This window comes from Nonomuraea sp. NPDC049378 (assembly GCF_055586745.1).
Window position 1 is genome coordinate 39,721 of the sequence record NZ_JBVJHP010000018.1, and the last position, 16,764, is coordinate 56,484.

20 protein-coding genes and 1 tRNA gene are annotated in these 16,764 nt (G+C 69.0%); 14 read left to right on the top strand and 7 right to left on the bottom strand.

What is annotated here, in order from left to right:
• Positions 1–20: 20 nt before the first annotated feature.
• Positions 21–566 carry a hypothetical protein gene (locus ACZ6SA_RS34170; RefSeq protein WP_347646009.1) on the bottom strand — a complete coding sequence of 182 codons (546 nt, stop codon included), beginning with the start codon at positions 564–566 and terminating at the stop codon, positions 21–23.
• A 134-nt stretch (positions 567–700) separates the two neighbouring features.
• Between ACZ6SA_RS34170 and ACZ6SA_RS34175 the strand changes: the two genes are divergently transcribed.
• From ACZ6SA_RS34175 to ACZ6SA_RS34200, 6 genes are all read left to right on the top strand, one after another.
• On the top strand, positions 701–1,837 hold the full coding sequence (locus tag ACZ6SA_RS34175) for a sensor histidine kinase (RefSeq protein ID WP_465832851.1): 1,137 nt from the start codon (positions 701–703) through the stop codon (positions 1,835–1,837).
• Between the two features lie 28 nt (positions 1,838–1,865).
• Positions 1,866–2,495: a response regulator transcription factor gene (locus tag ACZ6SA_RS34180; RefSeq protein ID WP_347646011.1), complete on the top strand. Its 630-nt coding sequence runs from the start codon at positions 1,866–1,868 to the stop codon at positions 2,493–2,495.
• 355 nt (positions 2,496–2,850) lie between these two features.
• Complete coding sequence (locus ACZ6SA_RS34185) at positions 2,851–3,144, top strand: hypothetical protein (RefSeq protein WP_347646012.1); 294 nt, start codon at positions 2,851–2,853, stop codon at positions 3,142–3,144.
• Positions 3,145–3,147: 3 nt separating this feature from the next.
• Entirely contained in the window at positions 3,148–3,879 is a 732-nt protein-coding gene (locus tag ACZ6SA_RS34190; RefSeq protein WP_347646013.1) for a prolipoprotein diacylglyceryl transferase, read from the top strand.
• Positions 3,876–5,420: a radical SAM protein gene (locus tag ACZ6SA_RS34195; protein ID WP_465832854.1), complete on the top strand. Its 1,545-nt coding sequence runs from the start codon at positions 3,876–3,878 to the stop codon at positions 5,418–5,420. Before ACZ6SA_RS34190 ends, ACZ6SA_RS34195 begins: the two co-directional genes overlap by 4 nt.
• Positions 5,417–5,653 (top strand): hypothetical protein, encoded by a 237-nt coding sequence (locus tag ACZ6SA_RS34200; protein ID WP_347646015.1) that lies wholly within the window; start codon positions 5,417–5,419, stop codon positions 5,651–5,653. Before ACZ6SA_RS34195 ends, ACZ6SA_RS34200 begins: the two co-directional genes overlap by 4 nt.
• Before the next feature lie 2 nt (positions 5,654–5,655).
• On the opposite strand, the gene ACZ6SA_RS34205 is transcribed toward ACZ6SA_RS34200, so the two are convergent.
• Positions 5,656–6,114 (bottom strand): MaoC family dehydratase, encoded by a 459-nt coding sequence (locus ACZ6SA_RS34205; protein ID WP_347646016.1) that lies wholly within the window; start codon positions 6,112–6,114, stop codon positions 5,656–5,658.
• Between the two features lie 274 nt (positions 6,115–6,388).
• On the opposite strand from ACZ6SA_RS34205, the gene ACZ6SA_RS34210 reads away from it, so the two are divergent.
• Complete coding sequence (locus tag ACZ6SA_RS34210; RefSeq protein ID WP_347646017.1) at positions 6,389–7,570, top strand: ATP-binding protein; 1,182 nt, start codon at positions 6,389–6,391, stop codon at positions 7,568–7,570.
• A 103-nt stretch (positions 7,571–7,673) separates the two neighbouring features.
• On the opposite strand, the gene ACZ6SA_RS34215 is transcribed toward ACZ6SA_RS34210, so the two are convergent.
• Positions 7,674–8,465 (bottom strand): MauE/DoxX family redox-associated membrane protein, encoded by a 792-nt coding sequence (locus ACZ6SA_RS34215; RefSeq protein WP_347646018.1) that lies wholly within the window; start codon positions 8,463–8,465, stop codon positions 7,674–7,676.
• 5 nt (positions 8,466–8,470) lie between these two features.
• Positions 8,471–9,409 carry a hypothetical protein gene (locus ACZ6SA_RS34220; RefSeq protein WP_347646019.1) on the bottom strand — a complete coding sequence of 313 codons (939 nt, stop codon included), beginning with the start codon at positions 9,407–9,409 and terminating at the stop codon, positions 8,471–8,473.
• 217 nt (positions 9,410–9,626) lie between these two features.
• Here ACZ6SA_RS34220 and ACZ6SA_RS34225 point away from each other — a divergent pair, with 217 nt between their 5' ends.
• On the top strand, positions 9,627–10,121 hold the full coding sequence (locus ACZ6SA_RS34225; protein WP_347646020.1) for a SigE family RNA polymerase sigma factor: 495 nt from the start codon (positions 9,627–9,629) through the stop codon (positions 10,119–10,121).
• 64 nt (positions 10,122–10,185) lie between these two features.
• Here ACZ6SA_RS34225 and ACZ6SA_RS34230 read toward each other — a convergent pair whose 3' ends face one another.
• Positions 10,186–10,680 (bottom strand): MarR family winged helix-turn-helix transcriptional regulator, encoded by a 495-nt coding sequence (locus tag ACZ6SA_RS34230; protein WP_347646021.1) that lies wholly within the window; start codon positions 10,678–10,680, stop codon positions 10,186–10,188.
• Between the two features lie 103 nt (positions 10,681–10,783).
• Here ACZ6SA_RS34230 and ACZ6SA_RS34235 point away from each other — a divergent pair, with 103 nt between their 5' ends.
• Positions 10,784–11,344: a YceI family protein gene (locus ACZ6SA_RS34235; protein WP_465832859.1), complete on the top strand. Its 561-nt coding sequence runs from the start codon at positions 10,784–10,786 to the stop codon at positions 11,342–11,344.
• A gap of 191 nt (positions 11,345–11,535) precedes the next feature.
• A tRNA-Ser gene (locus ACZ6SA_RS34240) sits at positions 11,536–11,624 on the top strand.
• Between the two features lie 300 nt (positions 11,625–11,924).
• Here the strand turns inward: ACZ6SA_RS34240 and ACZ6SA_RS34245 are convergent.
• Positions 11,925–12,302 carry a hypothetical protein gene (locus ACZ6SA_RS34245; protein ID WP_347646023.1) on the bottom strand — a complete coding sequence of 126 codons (378 nt, stop codon included), beginning with the start codon at positions 12,300–12,302 and terminating at the stop codon, positions 11,925–11,927.
• 844 nt (positions 12,303–13,146) lie between these two features.
• Here ACZ6SA_RS34245 and ACZ6SA_RS34250 point away from each other — a divergent pair.
• From ACZ6SA_RS34250 to ACZ6SA_RS34265, 4 genes are read left to right on the top strand one after another with little or no spacing between them, the layout of a single operon-like run.
• A complete protein-coding gene (locus tag ACZ6SA_RS34250) occupies positions 13,147–13,305 on the top strand; it encodes a hypothetical protein (RefSeq protein WP_347646024.1) in 159 nt (52 codons plus the stop codon).
• Positions 13,306–13,328: 23 nt separating this feature from the next.
• Positions 13,329–14,006 (top strand): MauE/DoxX family redox-associated membrane protein, encoded by a 678-nt coding sequence (locus tag ACZ6SA_RS34255; protein WP_347646025.1) that lies wholly within the window; start codon positions 13,329–13,331, stop codon positions 14,004–14,006.
• Positions 13,915–14,466, top strand: coding sequence for a TlpA family protein disulfide reductase (locus tag ACZ6SA_RS34260; RefSeq protein ID WP_347646026.1), 552 nt, complete (start codon positions 13,915–13,917; stop codon positions 14,464–14,466). Before ACZ6SA_RS34255 ends, ACZ6SA_RS34260 begins: the two co-directional genes overlap by 92 nt.
• Positions 14,463–16,355 (top strand): ABC transporter ATP-binding protein, encoded by a 1,893-nt coding sequence (locus ACZ6SA_RS34265; protein WP_347646027.1) that lies wholly within the window; start codon positions 14,463–14,465, stop codon positions 16,353–16,355. The genes ACZ6SA_RS34260 and ACZ6SA_RS34265 overlap by 4 nt, the downstream gene beginning before the upstream one ends.
• Here the strand turns inward: ACZ6SA_RS34265 and ACZ6SA_RS34270 are convergent.
• Positions 16,277–16,756 carry a S26 family signal peptidase gene (locus ACZ6SA_RS34270; RefSeq protein WP_347646028.1) on the bottom strand — a complete coding sequence of 160 codons (480 nt, stop codon included), beginning with the start codon at positions 16,754–16,756 and terminating at the stop codon, positions 16,277–16,279. The genes ACZ6SA_RS34265 and ACZ6SA_RS34270 overlap by 79 nt on opposite strands.
• Positions 16,757–16,764: the final 8 nt, after the last annotated feature.

Below are 16,764 nucleotides of genomic sequence, written 5' to 3' on the forward strand. Positions count from 1 at the left end.
CCTCGAACCACATGCCGCAATCATGAGCTCGCCGATTCCACCTTGCGGGGCCACAGCGTGTAGCTGAGCGGCCAGAGTACGGCGATCAGCGGTATCTTGAACAGCCCTTCCATGAAAGCGACCAGGCCCTCCGTACGCGCCGGGTCGTCGACGAGCCACACCAGGCCGAGCAGCACGACGCAGGCGATCCCGTACGCCAGGACGATGCGCAGCCACAGCACCCATTCGTACCGGGCTCTCGCCATGCCCCCGGCGGGCGGTTTCCAGGGTGGGGGGCCGCCGGCGAAGCGGTGGTGGAAGGTGGCGTCGGCCCAGCGGATGGTGCGGTGGCCGAAGACGATGGAATAGGCGAGGTACGCCGCCGCCAGCCCGTGGCGGACGTCGCCCGTGGCGCCGCCGCGCATGTCGATGACGGCCGCCGCCAGGAGGATCACGTCCAGGAGGGGGACGGCGAGCAGGAGGGCGGTGCTCAGCGTGCGGCGGTGCCAGAGGTAGCGGGAGGCCAGTCCGAGGGCCAGCAGGATCCAGAAGCCGATCTCGCAGCCGATGATGATGGCGACAATCACGTGTTCCAGTCTCCGGCCGGGGGCGGGCCGGCACATCGTCAGTGAAAACGAGACTGTGGATACATCGAAGGGTGTATCCACAGGCGGTCGCGCAGCAGGAGGGAACCGGGTCCGGAGGGTGGTGGGATGAGGACATGAAACGGGTGGCGTTGGGTGCCGGGCTCGCGTTCGCGACGGGGCTGGTGCTGATCGCGGGCGGGGCGCACTTCCAGCGTGGCCTGCCCGAATGGTGGCTCGCCGGGCCGCTGGCGTTGACCTGTGCCGCGGTTCTGGTGCGGCGGCGGGCGCCGCTGCTGTGCCTGGGGCTGGGGACGGCGGGGATCGCCCTCGACGTGGCGGTGGGTCCGTCGCTGGGCACCATTCTCGTCTTCACCGACAACCTGTACGCCGCGGCGCTCTACGGGCCGGCCAGGCTGGCCCGGTGGCTGCTCGGCGTCAGCTCGGTGCTGGCGGTGGTCGTGGGGGCGGTGACGGGGTTCGTCGAGGGTGACTGGCTCGTGCCGGCCGTCATGGGCATCCAGGCGGGGCTCGTGCTGGTGACTCCGGTCCTCACGGCGATGGTGCTGCGCGAGCAGCGGGATCGGGCGGCGGCCGAGCGGGAACGGGCCGAGCAGGTGGCGCGTCTGGCCGAGCTCGATCGGCAGGCGGCGGTGGCGGCCGAGCGCACCCGGATGGCTCGCGAGCTGCACGACATGATCGCCAACCATTTCAGCGCCATCGCCATCCAGTCCACGGCCGCGCTCTCGCGCAAGGACCTCGATCGGGCGACGGTGCAGAAGATCATGGAGTCCGTACGCGAGAACAGCCTGAAGGGCATGGCCGAGATGCGGGCGATGATCGGGCTGCTGCGACAGGAGGGCGATGAGGCGGAAGAGGCGACCCGGCCGCGGCTGGCTGACGCGGAGAGCCTGGTCGACAGGGCCAGGCGGGCGGGCATGGAGGCGGAGTTCCGGGTCGAGGGCGAGCCGCGCGAGATCCCTGCGGCCGTCGATCTGGCCGGCTACCGCATCCTGCAGGAGGCGCTGACCAACGCGCTCAAGCACGGCGACCCGCTGGTGGAGGTCGTCGTGTCCTACGGCCCCGAGCAGGTGTCGTTGACGGTCGTCAACGCGGTCCAGGGGAGCGACGCGCGGCTGCCAGGGGCCGGGGCGGGGCTGATCGGGATGCGGGAGCGGGCGTCCCTGGTCGAGGGCTCCTTCGAGGCGGGTCCTCGGGGAGACGGATGGCGGGTGGCCGCGGTGCTTCCCGCGGCTCCTGGTGAGAAGTCGTGAGAAGGGGTGACGTGGTGGAGGTGCGCGGGTGAGCATCAGGGTGCTGGTGGCCGACGATCACGCGGCGGTCAGGGCCGGGATCGTGCTGATCCTCGACGGTGTGGACGACATCGAGGTGGTCGGTGAGGCGGCCGACGGGGAGCAGGCCGTGGCGATGGCCCGGGAGTTGCGGCCGCATGTGGTGTTGATGGACGTACGCATGCCGAGGCTCGACGGCATCTCCGCCGCCAGGGAACTGTCGGGGGTGTGTGATGTGCTGATCCTGACGACGTTCGATGTGGACGACTACGTTTTCGGGGCGCTGCGGGCCGGGGCCGCCGGCTTCCTGTTGAAGAACACCGACGCCGACGCGCTGGTCGAGGCGGTCCGGCTGGTGGCGCGGGGCGACGGGCTCATCTCGCCCGGTGTCACGCGGAGGCTGATCGCCGCTTTCGCGGATCAGGCGCCGCGCAGGGAGCCGCGCCCCGGCCCGGAGATTCTGACGCCGCGGGAGCGGGAGGTGCTGGCCTGCGTCGGGCGGGGCCTGTCCAACGCCGAGATCGCCAGAGAGCTCGACATGGCGGAGGCCACGACGAAGACGCACGTCAGCCGGGTGCTCAACAAGCTGGGCCTCAAGAGTCGCGTGCAGGCGGCGATCTACTACTCGGAAGGGGCATAAGGCTGGCTGACCGGAAAGCCTCGTCGGGGAGGGACGATCGGGCGGGCGCCGGCGTCGCTTGTGCACGGAGCTGTATGCCTAGCCGGGGCCTGTTGGCCAATGTCAACCGGTTCCTCCTAGTCTGATCCCGACTAGGAGGTGAGCGTCAGTGAGCACGCCGGGTGATGAGGGGCCGGAGCAGCGGTGGGTGCCACCGCAGGGGCCTCCGTCCCAAGGGCCTCCCTCTCAAGGGCCGCCGCACGGACCACCGCACGAGGGTCCGCCCCAAGGCCCGCAAGGTCCGCACCAGGGACAACCGCCCTACCAGCACCTCCCGTACGGCCCGCCGCCCCCGTCGGGCGGCGCCTCCACCGGTGTGCTGGTCGCGTTCGTGTTCGTCGGCCTGACCGTCTACAGCCTCATCAACGCGGTGCTCGGGTTCGCCGTCTTCGTCGCCGCCATGGAAGCCGAGGGCAGCTCCACCCCTTACGTGATCGTCGGCGCGGCCGTGCTCGCCCTGGTCGGCCTGGGCGCGGGCATCGGGTTGTGCCTGGTCCGCGGCAAGGTCTGGGCGAGGGGCACCGGTCTCGGGTTGATGATCGGGTGGGCGCTCTGGTCGATCCTGACCGCCGGCCTCTGCACGGGGCTCAACCCCAGCTTGTACGGCTGAAGCATGCCCTACCACGAGATCTTCGTCGGCCTGGGCGTCCTGGTGGCCTCCGTGGTCTTCGTGCGGGAGGCGAGAAGGCGTGGGGCGCTCAGCGAGCAGTCGTTGATCGCTGTCGCCGGGGCTCTGGTGGGCGGCGCCATCGGGATGCGCCTGGCGGGCTGGCTGGAGACGCTCGACGCCAAGGACCTCTGGCTGTACGGCTCCCGCAGCATTCTCGGCGGCCTGACGGGCGCGTACGCGGGCGTCCTGGTGGCCAAGAAGCTCATCGGCTACAAGGAGCGCACCGGTGACCTGTTCGCCCCGGCCGTGGCGCTGGGGATGGCGGTCGGCCGGATCGGCTGCCATCTGACGGAGGCGCCGGGCAGGCCCACCGACCTGCCGTGGGGCGTGCACGCCCCGGCGACCACCCCCGAATGCCCCGGCTGCCTCACCGGCCAGGCGATGCATCCGTCGTTCGTCTACGAGATCGTCTTCCAGCTCGCCGCGTTCGCCGCGCTGCTCTGGGCCCGCGGACGGCTCACCCAGCCGGGGGAGTTGTTCACCCTCTACGTCGCCGCGTACGCCGTCTTCCGTTTCCTCGTCGAGTTCACCAGGGCCAACGAGACGGTCTGGCTGGATCTGACCAGGCCGCAGTGGTTCCTGATCCCGGGCGTGCTGCTGCTCGCCCTCAGGCTCGGGTACGGCTGGCGGCGCGGCTACTACGTTTCCCTCTTCAACCGGAAGGTCCTGTCGTGAGCACAGGGATGGGGTTGCGGGGCGACCGCATTCTCAGGTACGTCAACGCGTTCTGCCCGAGGTGCCATGGCCGGGACCTCGACCGGGTGGAGCGGCTGAGCGGCTATCTGGCCGAGCGTGACGGCAAGGTCTGGCTGGAACGCGGATGCCGAGAACACGGATATATCCGGACTTTGTACGACGAAGACCCAGAAATCCTGGCGTACCTGGAGGAATGGACCGCCCCCACCAAGCAGCACATGCCGGATATGTCGGGGAACTTCCTCCCGATCCCCGAGGCCTACCTCCACGGACTCCCCGAGATGCAGACCCAGCACACCTGCATCCTCCTCGAGGACATCGCCGAAGCCTGCAACCTGCGCTGCCCCACCTGCTTCGCCGACAGCTCGCCCGACCTGACCGGCATCGTCCCCGTCCCCGACATCCTCGCGAACGTCGACCAGCGCCTCCAGCGCGAGAACGGCAAGCTCGACGTCCTCATGCTGAGCGGCGGCGAGCCGACCCTCCACCCCGAGCTCGGCACCCTCCTGGCCGAGCTGGCGGACCGCCCGGTCACCCGCATCCTGATCAACACCAACGGCGTCCTCATCGCCAGGGACGACGCCCTGCTCGACCTGCTCACCGAGCACAGGGAGCGGGTCGAGGTCTACCTCCAGTACGACGGCTCCGCCGAGGCCTCGAAACACCACAGGGGCGGCGACCTCACCCGCATCAAGGCCCAGGCCGTGCAGCGCCTGTCCGGACGCGAGATCTTCACCACCCTCGTCATGACCGCCGCGCTCGGCGTCAACGACGGTGAGATCGGCGACGTCGTACGCCTCGCCCTCGACACCCCGTACGTCGGAGGCGTGTCACTCCAGCCCCAGTTCGGCTCCGGCAGGTCGGGCACCATCGACCCGGAGGACCGCCTCACGCACACGGGCGTGCTGAGCCGCCTGGGCCCGCAGACCGGCGGCCTGGTCACCTGGCGCGACCTGACCGCGCTGCCCTGTTCCCACCCGCACTGCTGCTCGGTCGGCTACCTCATCCGCGACGACGCCCGCGAGTGGCGCTCGCTGACGGCGCTGATCGGCCACGACCGGCTCAAGGAGAACCTCGGCCTGGTCTCCAACCGCATCGCCGACTCGGAGATCCCGCGCGAGCTGCGGCTGGCCGTACAGGAGTCCCTGCTCGGGCTGCTGTCGGAGCAGTCGTCGCTCTCGCACCCCCAGATCGGCGACCTGTGGCGCAACATCTGCGAGAACTGCGACCTCGGCGTCTCCACCCTCCTCACCCTGGCGTCGTCGGCCCTGCCGGGCCGGCGGAAGAAGCTGCGCAGGATGATGGGGGAGCGGATCGTGCGCATCACCGTCAAACCGTTCATGGACATCTCGACCATGATCGAGGAGCGGCTCACACAGTGCTGCGTGCACGTGGGGACGCGCGCCGAGCAGGACCAGTGCGCGCCGTTCTGCGCCGTGCAGGCCTGGCCGCAGCTCTCCCGGCAGCGGTTGTCCGCGGTGGCCGCGCGGCCCCGCGCCCCGTTCGAGGTGGTGTTGTGAACAAGGAGCCGTACGATCCGCTCCGGTTGTGCGTGTACGCGACCGTCGCGCTGCTGGCCTGGCTGCTCGGGCCGTGGGCGGTGCTGGCGTTCGCGGTCCTGGGGTTCGCCGGTTACTGGAGGGCGCGGCGAGCCGGGCTGACCCGGAGCAAGTGCCTGCTCAGGGACACCCGGCTCGTGCTGGCCTACCTCGCCCTCATCGGCCTGGCGGCGATCGCGGCGATCGTCCTCTGACGCTATTGGGCGGGCACGTAGAGGCTGAGGGTCTCGGCGACGCAGGCCGGGCGCTTCTCGCCCTCGATCTCGATCGTCATCTTCAGGTTGGACAGGTAGCCGGCCGGCGTGCCCTTGACGTCGGTGAGCTCGCCGGTGGCCCTGATGCGTGCGCCGACGAGCACCGGCCGGGGGAAGCGGACCTTGTTGAGGCCGTAGTTGACGCCCATGGCGATGCCCTCGACCTTGACCATCTCGAACATGAACGACGGCAGCAGCGACAGGCTCAGATAGCCGTGCGCGATCGTGCCGCCGAACGGGCCCTCCTTGGCGCGCTCCACGTCCACGTGGATCCACTGGTGGTCATGGGTGGCGTCGGCGAAGAGGTTGACCTGGTCCTGGGTCACCGTCTGCCACTCGGTCGGGCCGAAGGTCTCGCCGACGGCCACCTTGAGCTCCTGAACGTTCGCGAAGGTCCGCATGGTCCCGAACGCTATTGCCCGGGTGGCGCGGCTGCCAAGTTCGCCGCCTTCAGCAGGACGCGTCGAGCTGTTGCGAAGATCTTTACTCGAAACCATCGCATAGATGTTCGAGTCCGCGCTACAGTCTTCAGTACCGCAATCGAACAAGGGTTCGGCCTGGTGAGAGGGGGTGTGTCCGATGACGGTGCTCGCACTGGCCCCTGTCCGGACACGCCGTAGCACTTTCTTCCCAAATCTAAGACGGCCGCTATATCCGGCAATAGAGTCCGAGAGCGTGGATCCTGTGCGCAACCCCTATGCCCCCGGCGCCGGGCAGCGTCCGCCGGAGCTCGCCGGGCGCGATCGAGAGCTGCAGCAGTTCGAGGTCGTGCTGGAGCGAGTGGCCCGTGGGCGGCCCGAGCGCAGCATGGTCGTCACCGGCCTGCGGGGGGTCGGCAAGACCGTCCTGCTCAACACGTTCAAGTCCATGGCCATGCAGCGGTTGTGGGGCACGGGCAAGATCGAGGCCCGGCCCGACCAGTCGATCAGGCGGCCGGTCGCGGCCGCCCTGCACATGGCGATCCGCGAGCTGGCCCCGCGTCACCGCGCGCCCGAGCGCATCGAGGAGTTCCTCGGGGTGCTCAAGGCGTTCGCCATGCGCGATCCGTCCGCGGCCAAGGGCACCTCGCACTGGTCGCCCGGCATCGAGGTGCCCGCCAGCCGCGGGCGCGCCGACTCCGGCGACCTGGAGATCGACCTCACCGAGCTGTTCGTCGACGCCGCCGGCGTCGCCACCGACCTGGCGGTGGGCATCGCGCTGTTCATCGACGAGATGCAGGACGTGCAGCCCGCCGACGTCTCCGCGCTCTGCGCCGCCTGCCACGAGCTGTCGCAGTCGGGCGGGCCGCTGATCGTGGTGGGCGCCGGGCTGCCGCACCTGCCGAGCGTGCTGTCGGCCAGCAAGAGCTATTCCGAGCGGCTCTTCCGTTACGCGCGCATCGACAAGCTCGACCGCGACGCCGCCGACATGGCGCTGATCCTGCCGGCGCGTGAGGAGGAGGTGGAGTTCACCCAGGAGGCGCTCGACGCCCTCTACGAAGCCGCCGACGGTTATCCCTACTTCGTCCAGGCCTACGGCAAGGTCGCGTGGGATCTCGCGCCGCGCAGCCCGATCACCATCGACGACGTCAAGGTCTCCGCCCCGGAGGCAGAGGAAGAGCTCGCCGTCGGGTTCTTCGGCAGCCGCTACGAGCGGGCCACCCCCGCCGAGCGCGATTACATGCACGCCATGGCGCAGATCGGCGACGAGCCGGTCGCGACCGCCGAGGTGGCCGACGCCCTCGGGCGCAAGCCGTCCAGCCTCTCGCCTGCCCGCGACAGCCTCATCAAGAAAGGGCTCATCTACAGCGCCGAGCGCGGCCTGATCGCGTTCACGGTGCCGCACTTCGGCAAGTTCCTGCGCGCTCAACCCGTTTGAGCGACGCCCCTAGACCTCTATTGGGCTGTCTAGTGGGGAAGCTAGACAGCCCAATAGAGCTATATCAGCCTGCCTGTCGAGCGAAATCTAACGCTCTCTAGCGTCAGGCCGATACTGGCGTATATTCCGTCAGAGATTCGCTGCCCTCCGAACCGACCACGGCCATCCGCACCGCCGGGCGCCGGCCGCTGAGATAGACGGCGAAGACGACGTCGTCGTGGTCGTGGTTCTGGAAGGCGAAAAACCGCCAGCACAACTCGCGCCAGCTGTCGTACGGCTCCGGCGACGCCAGCCCGTCCCGATGGGTGCGCCAGGCGCCACTCGACCTGAGCCGGGCCAGCGTCGCCGACTCCGACGGGCCGCGCCGCCGCTCGCACGGCGCACGGAAGCGGGCGCGTTCGATCAGCTCGTCGATCTCCGGCGACAACCCGAGCAGCAGGGCCATCCCCGCGGCCGTGAGCCACGACGGGTGCGACACGGCCACCCACCCGGGCACCGGTGCCAGCACCGAGACCCCGGCCATCCCGGTCAACACCACGGTCCGGCCGATCGAACGCAGCCCGACCGGCGCCGAGCTCACCTCGCCGAAGCAGCCGCACCCCGCGTCCGGCCGCCGCCTGCGCAGCTCCAGCAGCACGTACGTGGACATCGCGAAGAAGGCGACCGTCGCCCACCTGAAGATCGCGTGGTCGGTCACCAGCAGGCCCGTGGCCAGCACCAGCTCGCCGGCCGCGCACGCCAGCAGCGCCGGAACCCGCAGGCGCCCCGGCACCAGGACCGCCGGCCCCAGGTTGGACAGCGCGCCCGGCTCACCCCCCGAGCGCACCGTGATCACCTTGGCCATGGTGCCCAGAACGAGCAGCACGACCAGCAGCGGGAGCTGCGATTCCCACACGTGCGTCACCCCAATCCGATCTGAGCGTTGAAGCACCCCTTGACCAGGTCACCGCCGAGCTCCACGTAGGAGAACGGCGACAGCTCGACGATCCGCCCGCGCGGCGAGGTGTCGCACTCGACGCACCGGTCACAGAACCGCCCGGCCAGACATCCGCACGCCACCACCGGCACGTCGGCGGCGCGCTCGGAGCACACGTTCGTGACCCGGAGCAGCGACCCGACCGACAGGTACGGCAGCCCGGCGCACGACACCCCCGCCTGGGCGCAGCCGGTGTCGGCCCGCTCCAGCATCGGGTAGGCCGCGCCCCGCTCCTCCTCGTCGAACGTGTCGGACCAGGTGGCGGTGCCCGAGATGCCGCCCGCCATCCCCGCGTGCACGTGCGGTGGCGAGGGCACGGCCCGCGCCGGGTAAGGAGGTTGGGAGGTCGCGGGGAGCAGCGCCAGGCTCCCGCCGTCCTGCCTGATCCCGATCGCGTCGAACAGGTAACCGGGCTCGAACTTGGGATGCCGTACCTGGATCCGTCCTGAAGCCCGGTAGGGGATGGTGATCGTCCGGTGGCCGCGGTGCGGGCCGCAGTCGAGCTCGACCGTCAGGTCCCTGCGTCCCTGGATGGACAGGATCGTTCCCGTGACGCGCGTGGCGTCGGCCCAGATCCGCTCCACCACCCGCCCGTCGCGTAAGGCGCGCATCATGACCATGGCCCCTACGGGAAGGTCGGTGGGAGCCGCGTCCCGCCCGTGCCACGCGGTGGCCCACGGCGCGATCACGAGCCGTTCCTCGGCGCCGCCGGGGGTCTCGATGATGATCAGGTGCGGGCTGACGTCCAGAATCTCGCCGGCGACGGCGCGTAAAGGGTCCGCGTTGTCCGGAGCGGGATCCGAATCGCGACCCAGTACGGCGGCGGCGAGCACCCGGCGGCGCTCAACGCTCGGATACCCCATGCGCCCCTCCCTCGTCGGGTACTAGATTCACACGACTTGGGGGTGGCTTACACCGTACCGGGGCAGACAAGAGCAAAATACGCAACCCCGGGGAAGTGACTAGACACCCGGCGGCGTACAAACCGCCACCGACCTTGACGGACCTTTGTCGTGGGCGGGCCGAAACCTGAATTCCGGTTCAGGCCCAATAGGGCATCGGGCTGCGATTCTGGCCACGATGCAGACCACCGGCTGGGAAGACGAGTTCCGCGAGTACGTGCAGGCCCGCGGGCCCGCACTGCTGCGCGCGGCCAACCAGCTCACCGGGCATCCGCTGGACGCCGAGGACCTGCTGCAGAACGCGCTGACCAAGACGTACCTGGCCTGGGATCGCATCGAGGACAGGGGCGCACTCGACGGCTACGTGCGGCGGGCCATGGTGAACATCAACATCTCGCAGTGGCGGCGCCGCAAGCTGGAGGAATATCCGTCGGCCGACCTGCCCGAGGCGACCATGTCCGAGCCGGTGGGCGGCGGCGAGGTGCACGAGCAGCTCGAACAGGCGCTGGAGGAACTGCCCGAGCGGATGCGGGCGGCGATCGTGCTGCGCTACTACGAGGACATGACCGAGCCGGAGATCGCCAGGACGCTGGGGATCAGCGTCGGCACGGTCAAGAGCACGGTGTCGCGGGCGATGGCCAAGCTGAGAAGCGCCCTGCTGCCGTCACGCTGAGGCCGGACGCCTCTCTCCGCGTTTCTCCGCGTTCGTCATGAGGAAGCCGGCGACGGCCCTCTCCTCACGAGGAGGCCGGCGCCTCGGCCTCCGCTTCGACCGCGCCGGCGGTGGCGCAGGGGCGTACGACGGCTCTGATCTTGCGCAGGCTGCCCAGGAACGCCTCCAACTCGGACCTGCTCAGCAGCCCGGTGAAGCAGTCGTCGATGTCCTGCACATGTTGCGGCACCACGGTCTCCAGCCGCTCGCGCCCGGCGTCGGTCAGCACCGCGTAGGAGGCCCTGCGGTCGGTGGGGCACGCCTCGCGGCGCACCAGCCCTTCGCGTTCGAGCCGGTCGACGACCCTGGTCACGCCGCTGGTGGACAGCCCGGTCTGGGCGGCGAGATCACTCATCCGCAGCCGCTGCCAAGGCGAGCGGGCCAGCCGGATGAGGGTCTCGAAGTCGATCTCGGACAACCCCGCCGCAGTCAGCACGGGCTGGAAGCGGGCCATCAGACCGGCGTACGCCTCGCTCAGGAGTCCGATGGCCGTCAGCCGGGGGTCGTCGAAGTTCAGCACACTCACAGCCTAACCGACGATAGTTGACGTTCGGAATATTCCTCGTGTACATAGTTGTTGTCGCAGATAACTGCACCGGAACCCCCTTCTGAGGAGAACCCCTATGAGCACTCGTACCTGGGAGTCCCTGACCATCCCGGCCGCCGGCACCTACAACCTAGACGTGGCCCACACGCGCGTCGGTTTCGTGGTGAAGCACATGATGGTCAGCAAGGTCCGCGGCTCGTTCGACACCTTCAGCGGCTCGGTCACGATCGCCGAGAACCCGCTCGAGTCGTCCGCCGAGCTCACGATCAAGGCCGACAGCATCACCACGGGCGTCGCCGACCGCGACGGCCACCTGCGCGGCGACGACTTCCTGTCCGCCGAGAAATACCCGGAGATCACCTTCAGGAGCACGCGCGTGGTCGGGCACAAGGGCGACGAGTTCACCGTCGCCGGCGACCTGACCATCCGTGACGTCACCAAGGAGGTCGAGCTCACGGTCGAGTACGGCGGCGCAGGCACCAACCCGTGGGGCCAGGCCGTGTGGGGCTACACGATCACCACGGAGATCGACCGCGAGGAGTTCGGCCTGACCTGGAACCAGACCCTGGAGACGGGCGGCGTGCTCGTGGGCAAGAAGGTCAAGATCGAGATCGAGGGCGAAGCCAACCCCGCCTGACGCCCGTTGGGGTCGCAGCCGTCCGCGGGTAGGGTTATCCACAGCCCCGAAGCCCGTCCACGCTGTGGGCGGGCTTCATCCACAGACAGTTACCCACAGCCTGTTGATAACTCTTGGCGAAGCCGGGCGGGGAATCGCTTTGCCGCCTCGCCTGAAGGCCGGTACGCTGTGCTGAGCCGCGGTGGCTTCCGGGAGGATTCGCCTAGTCAGGTCTATGGCGCCGCACTGCTAATGCGGTTTGGTGGCAACACCATCCGGGGTTCAAATCCCCGATCCTCCGCAGTTGAGTGGCCCTCACCCTGAGAGCGGGTGAGGGCCTTCTCCTTGCCTGTGGACATCAGGGTTGCAGGTGCCCGTCAGGGCCGGTCCCCAAAGGGCTTCGTCCACGCGCTGGCCGGCGTCCTTCATCTGCAGTGTGGCGACATGGTGTAGCGCTCTGTCGTGGTGACACGGGTGTGGCGGAGGACCCCCTGGACGACTCGGAGGTTGACGCCCTCCTCGATCAGGAGGTCGCGGCGTTGTGGCGTGTCGTGCACCCGGAGGCGAGTTCTCCCGAGTCATCCATCTCCGCGAGGGCCGGTCAGCCTACCCATGCGGAGCACGCGCCGTCGGGCGTCCCATCGTTCTCGCAGACCCGGATTCCGCGTACGGGGCCGGGGGCGTTGCCCGTGACGCTTTCACCGTCCGCTTTGCGGTCCCATACGTTGTGCACGCGTATCTGCGCGTACCGAGAATCCCACCATTTGACCTGCCCGACGACATCACGTCCATCCTTCTCGCCGTCGTTCACATAGATCGTTTCGGAGGCGATCCAGACAGTCGCAGTGTCAGACCCGTGCTTGGCTTTGTAGGTGTCGCGTGCTGATGCCGAAGCCGGCCCTTGTACGGCCGCTGTCGCCAATAGTGCAGACAGCACGCCGACGGAAGCCGGAATGGCGCGGAGTAGCATTTTGCTCACCGTGTTCCCTCCACAGGGGCAGGCGGCTCTCTTCCACGTGGTCTCGTGGGCCGCAAGGGCTTTTCCGATTTCCAGTCTGCAGACATCATGTTAAGTTGTCATTGACGCTGGGCATTCAGATACTTCGCTATCCGTCTACTCCGCTGGGTTCGCGGGGGCCGATCATGCAACCCGGTCAGGTTGCAGTCCCCCGTGATGTCGTCCCGTTCCGGGAAGATGGCATGCCGGGCGGGTTTGCCGCCGGTCGGACATACCTTGGCGATATACGGCCTCCGCATCGTCGAAACGGCTCTGCAAACGGAGGCGATGCCGGGTGCTGTGGCTGTCGTTTCGGAATGAGATTCGCCGAGCACTCGGCCTCGATGAATCGCGCGGTGGTCGTCCCTCCTGATCAGTTTGGACTGATGAAGATCTCCGCCTGATCGCCCCATGCGCCTCCGGGCCGGGTGGTGAAGATCAAATCGTGATCGGTCCACTCATCCCCAGCCTTCAGCCTCTCTCCCATCCGGAGCCCACGTATTCCACCAGCGCCGTCTCGCCGAGTCCCGGCCTCGCCATCGCAAGCACGCGCCGCGGTCGCGTCCAGCCCTGCTGCTCATGGCCGATCCATGAGATACGGGTTATATGTCGGTCGACGAGCACCCGTGTGGGACAACACCGTGCGGAGGCGTGTCGTATATGACAGGTGACTGGGTTTTGATGATGTACCTATTCTCCGGGCGGCACGACAGTTAGGTTTGCGGTCGATACGGGCATGATCGATCGCCCTTCTGCACACGAGGGTGATGCACGCCCATCGGCTGCGGGCGTCGTGATGACGTCGGCTTGAATGAAGGAACCCCCCATGCTCCGTTCCATCAATCACCTGGCCGACCGGCTCCTTGACCGAGTACTGCCCAGCACGACGGCCAACGCCGAGACGTGCTGGTATGAGTACCCCTCCCCCTTCTACCGCCTCCGGTGCTGCATCGTCGCCGGCAGGACGTACTGCAACCCTGCCTGATCGACGAGCCGTCTCACTCGAACATGCAGTATGTGGCCCTGGGCTTGCGTTGCGCGATCGGCCTGGTGTTTCTGGTGGCGGTGCTCGGCAAGCTCAGAAGCAAGGACGCGTTCGGCCGGTTCGCCGGGTCGGTGCCTGATGTGCTTCCCCGTCTACCTTCCAGGGTGACGGTCGCCGTCGGCGCGGCTGTCGTTGCCGCTGAGGCGAGCGTCGTCGTACTGCTGGTGGCCGAAGGGACGGCGCCGGCCGGTCTCGTGCTGGCCGGCGCCGTGCTCCTGACCTTCTGCGCGGCGATCGGGCGGGTGATCCGCACCGGCGCCCGGACCCCTTGCCGATGTTTCGGCGCCACGGCGTCGCCGCTGGGCGGCCGGCATCTGATCCGCAACGTGCTCCTCGTTCTCGCCGCTGCGGCGGGTGTCGCGGCTCATCAGGAAGCACAGCCCGACAGCCTGCATCCCGCGGGCGTCGTGATCGCCTTGGTGGCTGGTGCGGCTGCCGCGCTGGCGGTCGTCCTCCTCGACGACCTCGTGGACCTGTTCGCCGGCCGGCCGGCCGTTCAAACGCCACGCCCTCCGCGAACGCTCGCAGCCCTCACCCAAGGACCGCCTCATGCCGTATCTGGTCGCCGCCGTGATCCTCCTCGGCTGCCTGACCGCTGTCAACCTGCTGCTGGTGCTCGGCGTCACGCGCCGCCTGCGTGAGCACGGCAGCCGCCTGGACAACCTGTTCACGCCGCCGCCATTTGCCCTGCCGGGCACGGAACTGCCGGACTTCACCGCGGTGAGTCTCGACGGGAGCGTCATTTCGCGTGGGTTCTTCACCGGCGCGGAGACTGCCGGCGGGGCGTCGGCGCCCTATTGTCTCGTCGGGGTGTTCTCGACCGACTGCTCGGTCTGCAGGGTGTACCTACCGGGGTTCGTCGAGCGCGCCAAGGCGGCCGGGCAGGCGCTGGCGATCATCGCGGCCGACGACGGCGACGCCGCGATCTACGCCGACGACCTGGCGCAGGCGGCCACCATCGTGGTCGAGCCGCATGACGGGCCGGTGGGCAAGGCGTTCCAGGTGACCTCGTACCCTACCTTTTTCCTGGTCGACGCCGGCGCCGTGATCGTTGCGGTTGCGGGCGACCCCGCCGAGCTGTCCGGGTCGGCACTGGCGTGAGCGTCCCCGGTTCCCGGCCGGGCGCGGGCTCGCTGCCCGAGCGTGCCCGTACGGCTGCCGCGCTCAGCTGGCGGGCGCACCCGCTCGCGACGGTGGGCTCGGTGCTGATCGCGCTGGTCTCCGGCGTTGCCCCGGTCCTGACGGCATGGCTGACCAAGCTGGTCATCGACGGCCTGGCGACCCGGCAGGACCTCGGCCGGCTGTTGCCGGTGACGGCCGCCCTGGCGGTGGCGGGGCTGGTGCTCATCGCCGCGCCCTCCCTGTCGACGTATGTGCAGGGGCAGCTGCGCCGCACGCTCAGGACGCTCATCTATGACCGCCTGTTCGCAGCCGTCAACATCCATCCAGGACTGAGCAGGTTCGAGGATCCCGGATTCCATGATGATCTGCGGCTGGGTACCGAGGCGGGCGAGACCGCTCCCGACCGCCTGGTGACCTCCTCGCTGGCGGCCGGCCAGGCCCTGGTGACCATGGCGGGTTTCGTCGCGACGCTTGCGGCGATCAACCCGCCATTGGTGGCGATCATCATCGTGGCCGCGCTTCCGTCGGTGGGGGTGCAACTCTCGCTGAGCCGCCGCCGGGCGGCCGTGCAGGCGCGGATCACGCCCAACATGCGGCGGCAGATCTTCTTCGGCTCCCTGCTCACCACGCCGGAGGCGGCAAAGGAGGTCCGCCTGTTCGGGTTGGGGGATTACCTGCGCGGACTGATGCTCGCCGAGTTGCGCACGGTCAACACCGCTGAACGTGACCTGGACAGGAGCGCCCTGCGCCATCATGGGCTGCTGTCGCTGCTGGGGACGGCCGTAGCCGGGGCCGGGATCTTGTGGGCGGTCGTGAGCGCCGCCGGGGGCGGCATCAGCGTCGGCGATGTGACCGTCTTCATCGCCGCGACCGCAGGCGTGCAGGCGGCGCTCGGCTCCCTGGTGGGGCAGTGGGCTGAGGCGCACCACGCTCTGTTGCTGTTCGGGCACTATCTCGCCGTGGTGCGGGACCGGCCGGACCTGCCGATTCCAGCCGCACCTGCCCCGCTGCCCGCGCTGCGCGCCGGCATCGAGCTACGGGACGTCTGGTTCCGCTACTCCAGCGATCATGCCTGGATCCTTCGCGGCATCGACCTGTTCATCCCGTACGGCCGGTCCGTGGCACTGGTGGGACTCAACGGCGCAGGCAAGAGCACCCTGGTCAAGCTGCTGTGCCGGATGTACGACCCGGACCGCGGAGTCATTCGCTGGGACGGGACGGACCTGCGCGAGGTCAGTCCCGTCGACCTGCGTGAACGAATCGGCGCGGTCTTCCAGGACTACATGTCCTACGATCTGACGGCCGGGCAGAACATCATGTTGGGCGACCTGGCCTCCGCCGGAGACAACGGCGGGGACCGCATCGAGGCCGCCGCCGCCGAAGCCGGCGTCCATGGGACTGTCAGCGCGTTGCCGCGCGGCTACGACACCCTGCTCAGCAGGACCTTCTTCGGGGAGCACGATCAGGAGTCCGGGGTCGTGCTCTCGGGCGGTCAATGGCAGCGGGTCGCCCTCGCTCGGGCCCTCATGAGACGCCATCGTGACCTGCTGATCCTGGACGAGCCCAGCTCCGGCCTCGACGCCGAGGCCGAGCATGCCGTGCATATGAGCCTGCGCCGGCTCAGGCAGGGCCGGACCAGCGTGCTCATCTCCCACCGGCTCGGCGCCATCAGGCACGCGGACCTCATCGCGGTGCTGGATGACGGGCGGATCGTCGAACGGGGAAGTCACGACGATCTCATCGCCGCGGGCGGCGTCTATGCGCGGCTGTTCGACCTGCAGGCCTCGGGTTATGAGCCCGCCCCGGCCACTCCGGGAGGCGACAGCGTGCGCACCACCACCCCCAGGACGCGGTCGTCCGGTAGGTAGCCCCAGATCCGGGAGTCGGCACTGTCCACGCCGTCCCCGACCACGACCAGATTCCCCGGCGGCACCGTCGCGCCTTCGGAGGCGCCGACGGCGGTGATGACCTGCGGCGGCACTGCATCGCCAGGCAAGGCGACCAGGCGTTTGATGACCCACTCGGCGGCTTCTGGCCGTGGCAGCGGGCCCCTGCTCCAGCCCTGGGGGCCGCACGGCTCGAACACCAGCACGTGGTCACGCCGCAGTCGCCGGAGGGCGATCTTCCGCACCAGCACCCTGTCTCCCGGGCGGTAGGTGGGCAGCATGCTGCTCCCCGCCACCGTCACGATCGTCAGGCGGCGGCGGGCGAGGACCAGCGCTGTTGCGGCAGCCACGCACACCGCGAAAGCTGCCATGAGGTAGGACATCGGCCGAT

Bases quoted from the DNA above. Each gene is read 5' to 3' on its own strand.
- ACZ6SA_RS34270 (WP_347646028.1), bottom strand. From the start codon at position 16,756: ATGTCCTACCTCATGGCAGCTTTCGCGGTGTGCGTGGCTGCCGCAACA.
- ACZ6SA_RS34190 (WP_347646013.1), top strand. From the start codon at position 3,148: ATGCCCTACCACGAGATCTTCGTCGGCCTGGGCGTCCTGGTGGCCTCC.
- ACZ6SA_RS34235 (WP_465832859.1), top strand. From the start codon at position 10,784: ATGAGCACTCGTACCTGGGAGTCCCTGACCATCCCGGCCGCCGGCACC.
- ACZ6SA_RS34175 (WP_465832851.1), top strand. From the start codon at position 701: ATGAAACGGGTGGCGTTGGGTGCCGGGCTCGCGTTCGCGACGGGGCTG.
- ACZ6SA_RS34220 (WP_347646019.1), bottom strand. From the start codon at position 9,409: ATGGGGTATCCGAGCGTTGAGCGCCGCCGGGTGCTCGCCGCCGCCGTA.
- ACZ6SA_RS34260 (WP_347646026.1), top strand. From the start codon at position 13,915: ATGCCGTATCTGGTCGCCGCCGTGATCCTCCTCGGCTGCCTGACCGCT.
- ACZ6SA_RS34255 (WP_347646025.1), top strand. From the start codon at position 13,329: ATGCAGTATGTGGCCCTGGGCTTGCGTTGCGCGATCGGCCTGGTGTTT.
- ACZ6SA_RS34205 (WP_347646016.1), bottom strand. From the start codon at position 6,114: ATGCGGACCTTCGCGAACGTTCAGGAGCTCAAGGTGGCCGTCGGCGAG.
- ACZ6SA_RS34250 (WP_347646024.1), top strand. From the start codon at position 13,147: ATGCTCCGTTCCATCAATCACCTGGCCGACCGGCTCCTTGACCGAGTA.
- ACZ6SA_RS34225 (WP_347646020.1), top strand. From the start codon at position 9,627: ATGCAGACCACCGGCTGGGAAGACGAGTTCCGCGAGTACGTGCAGGCC.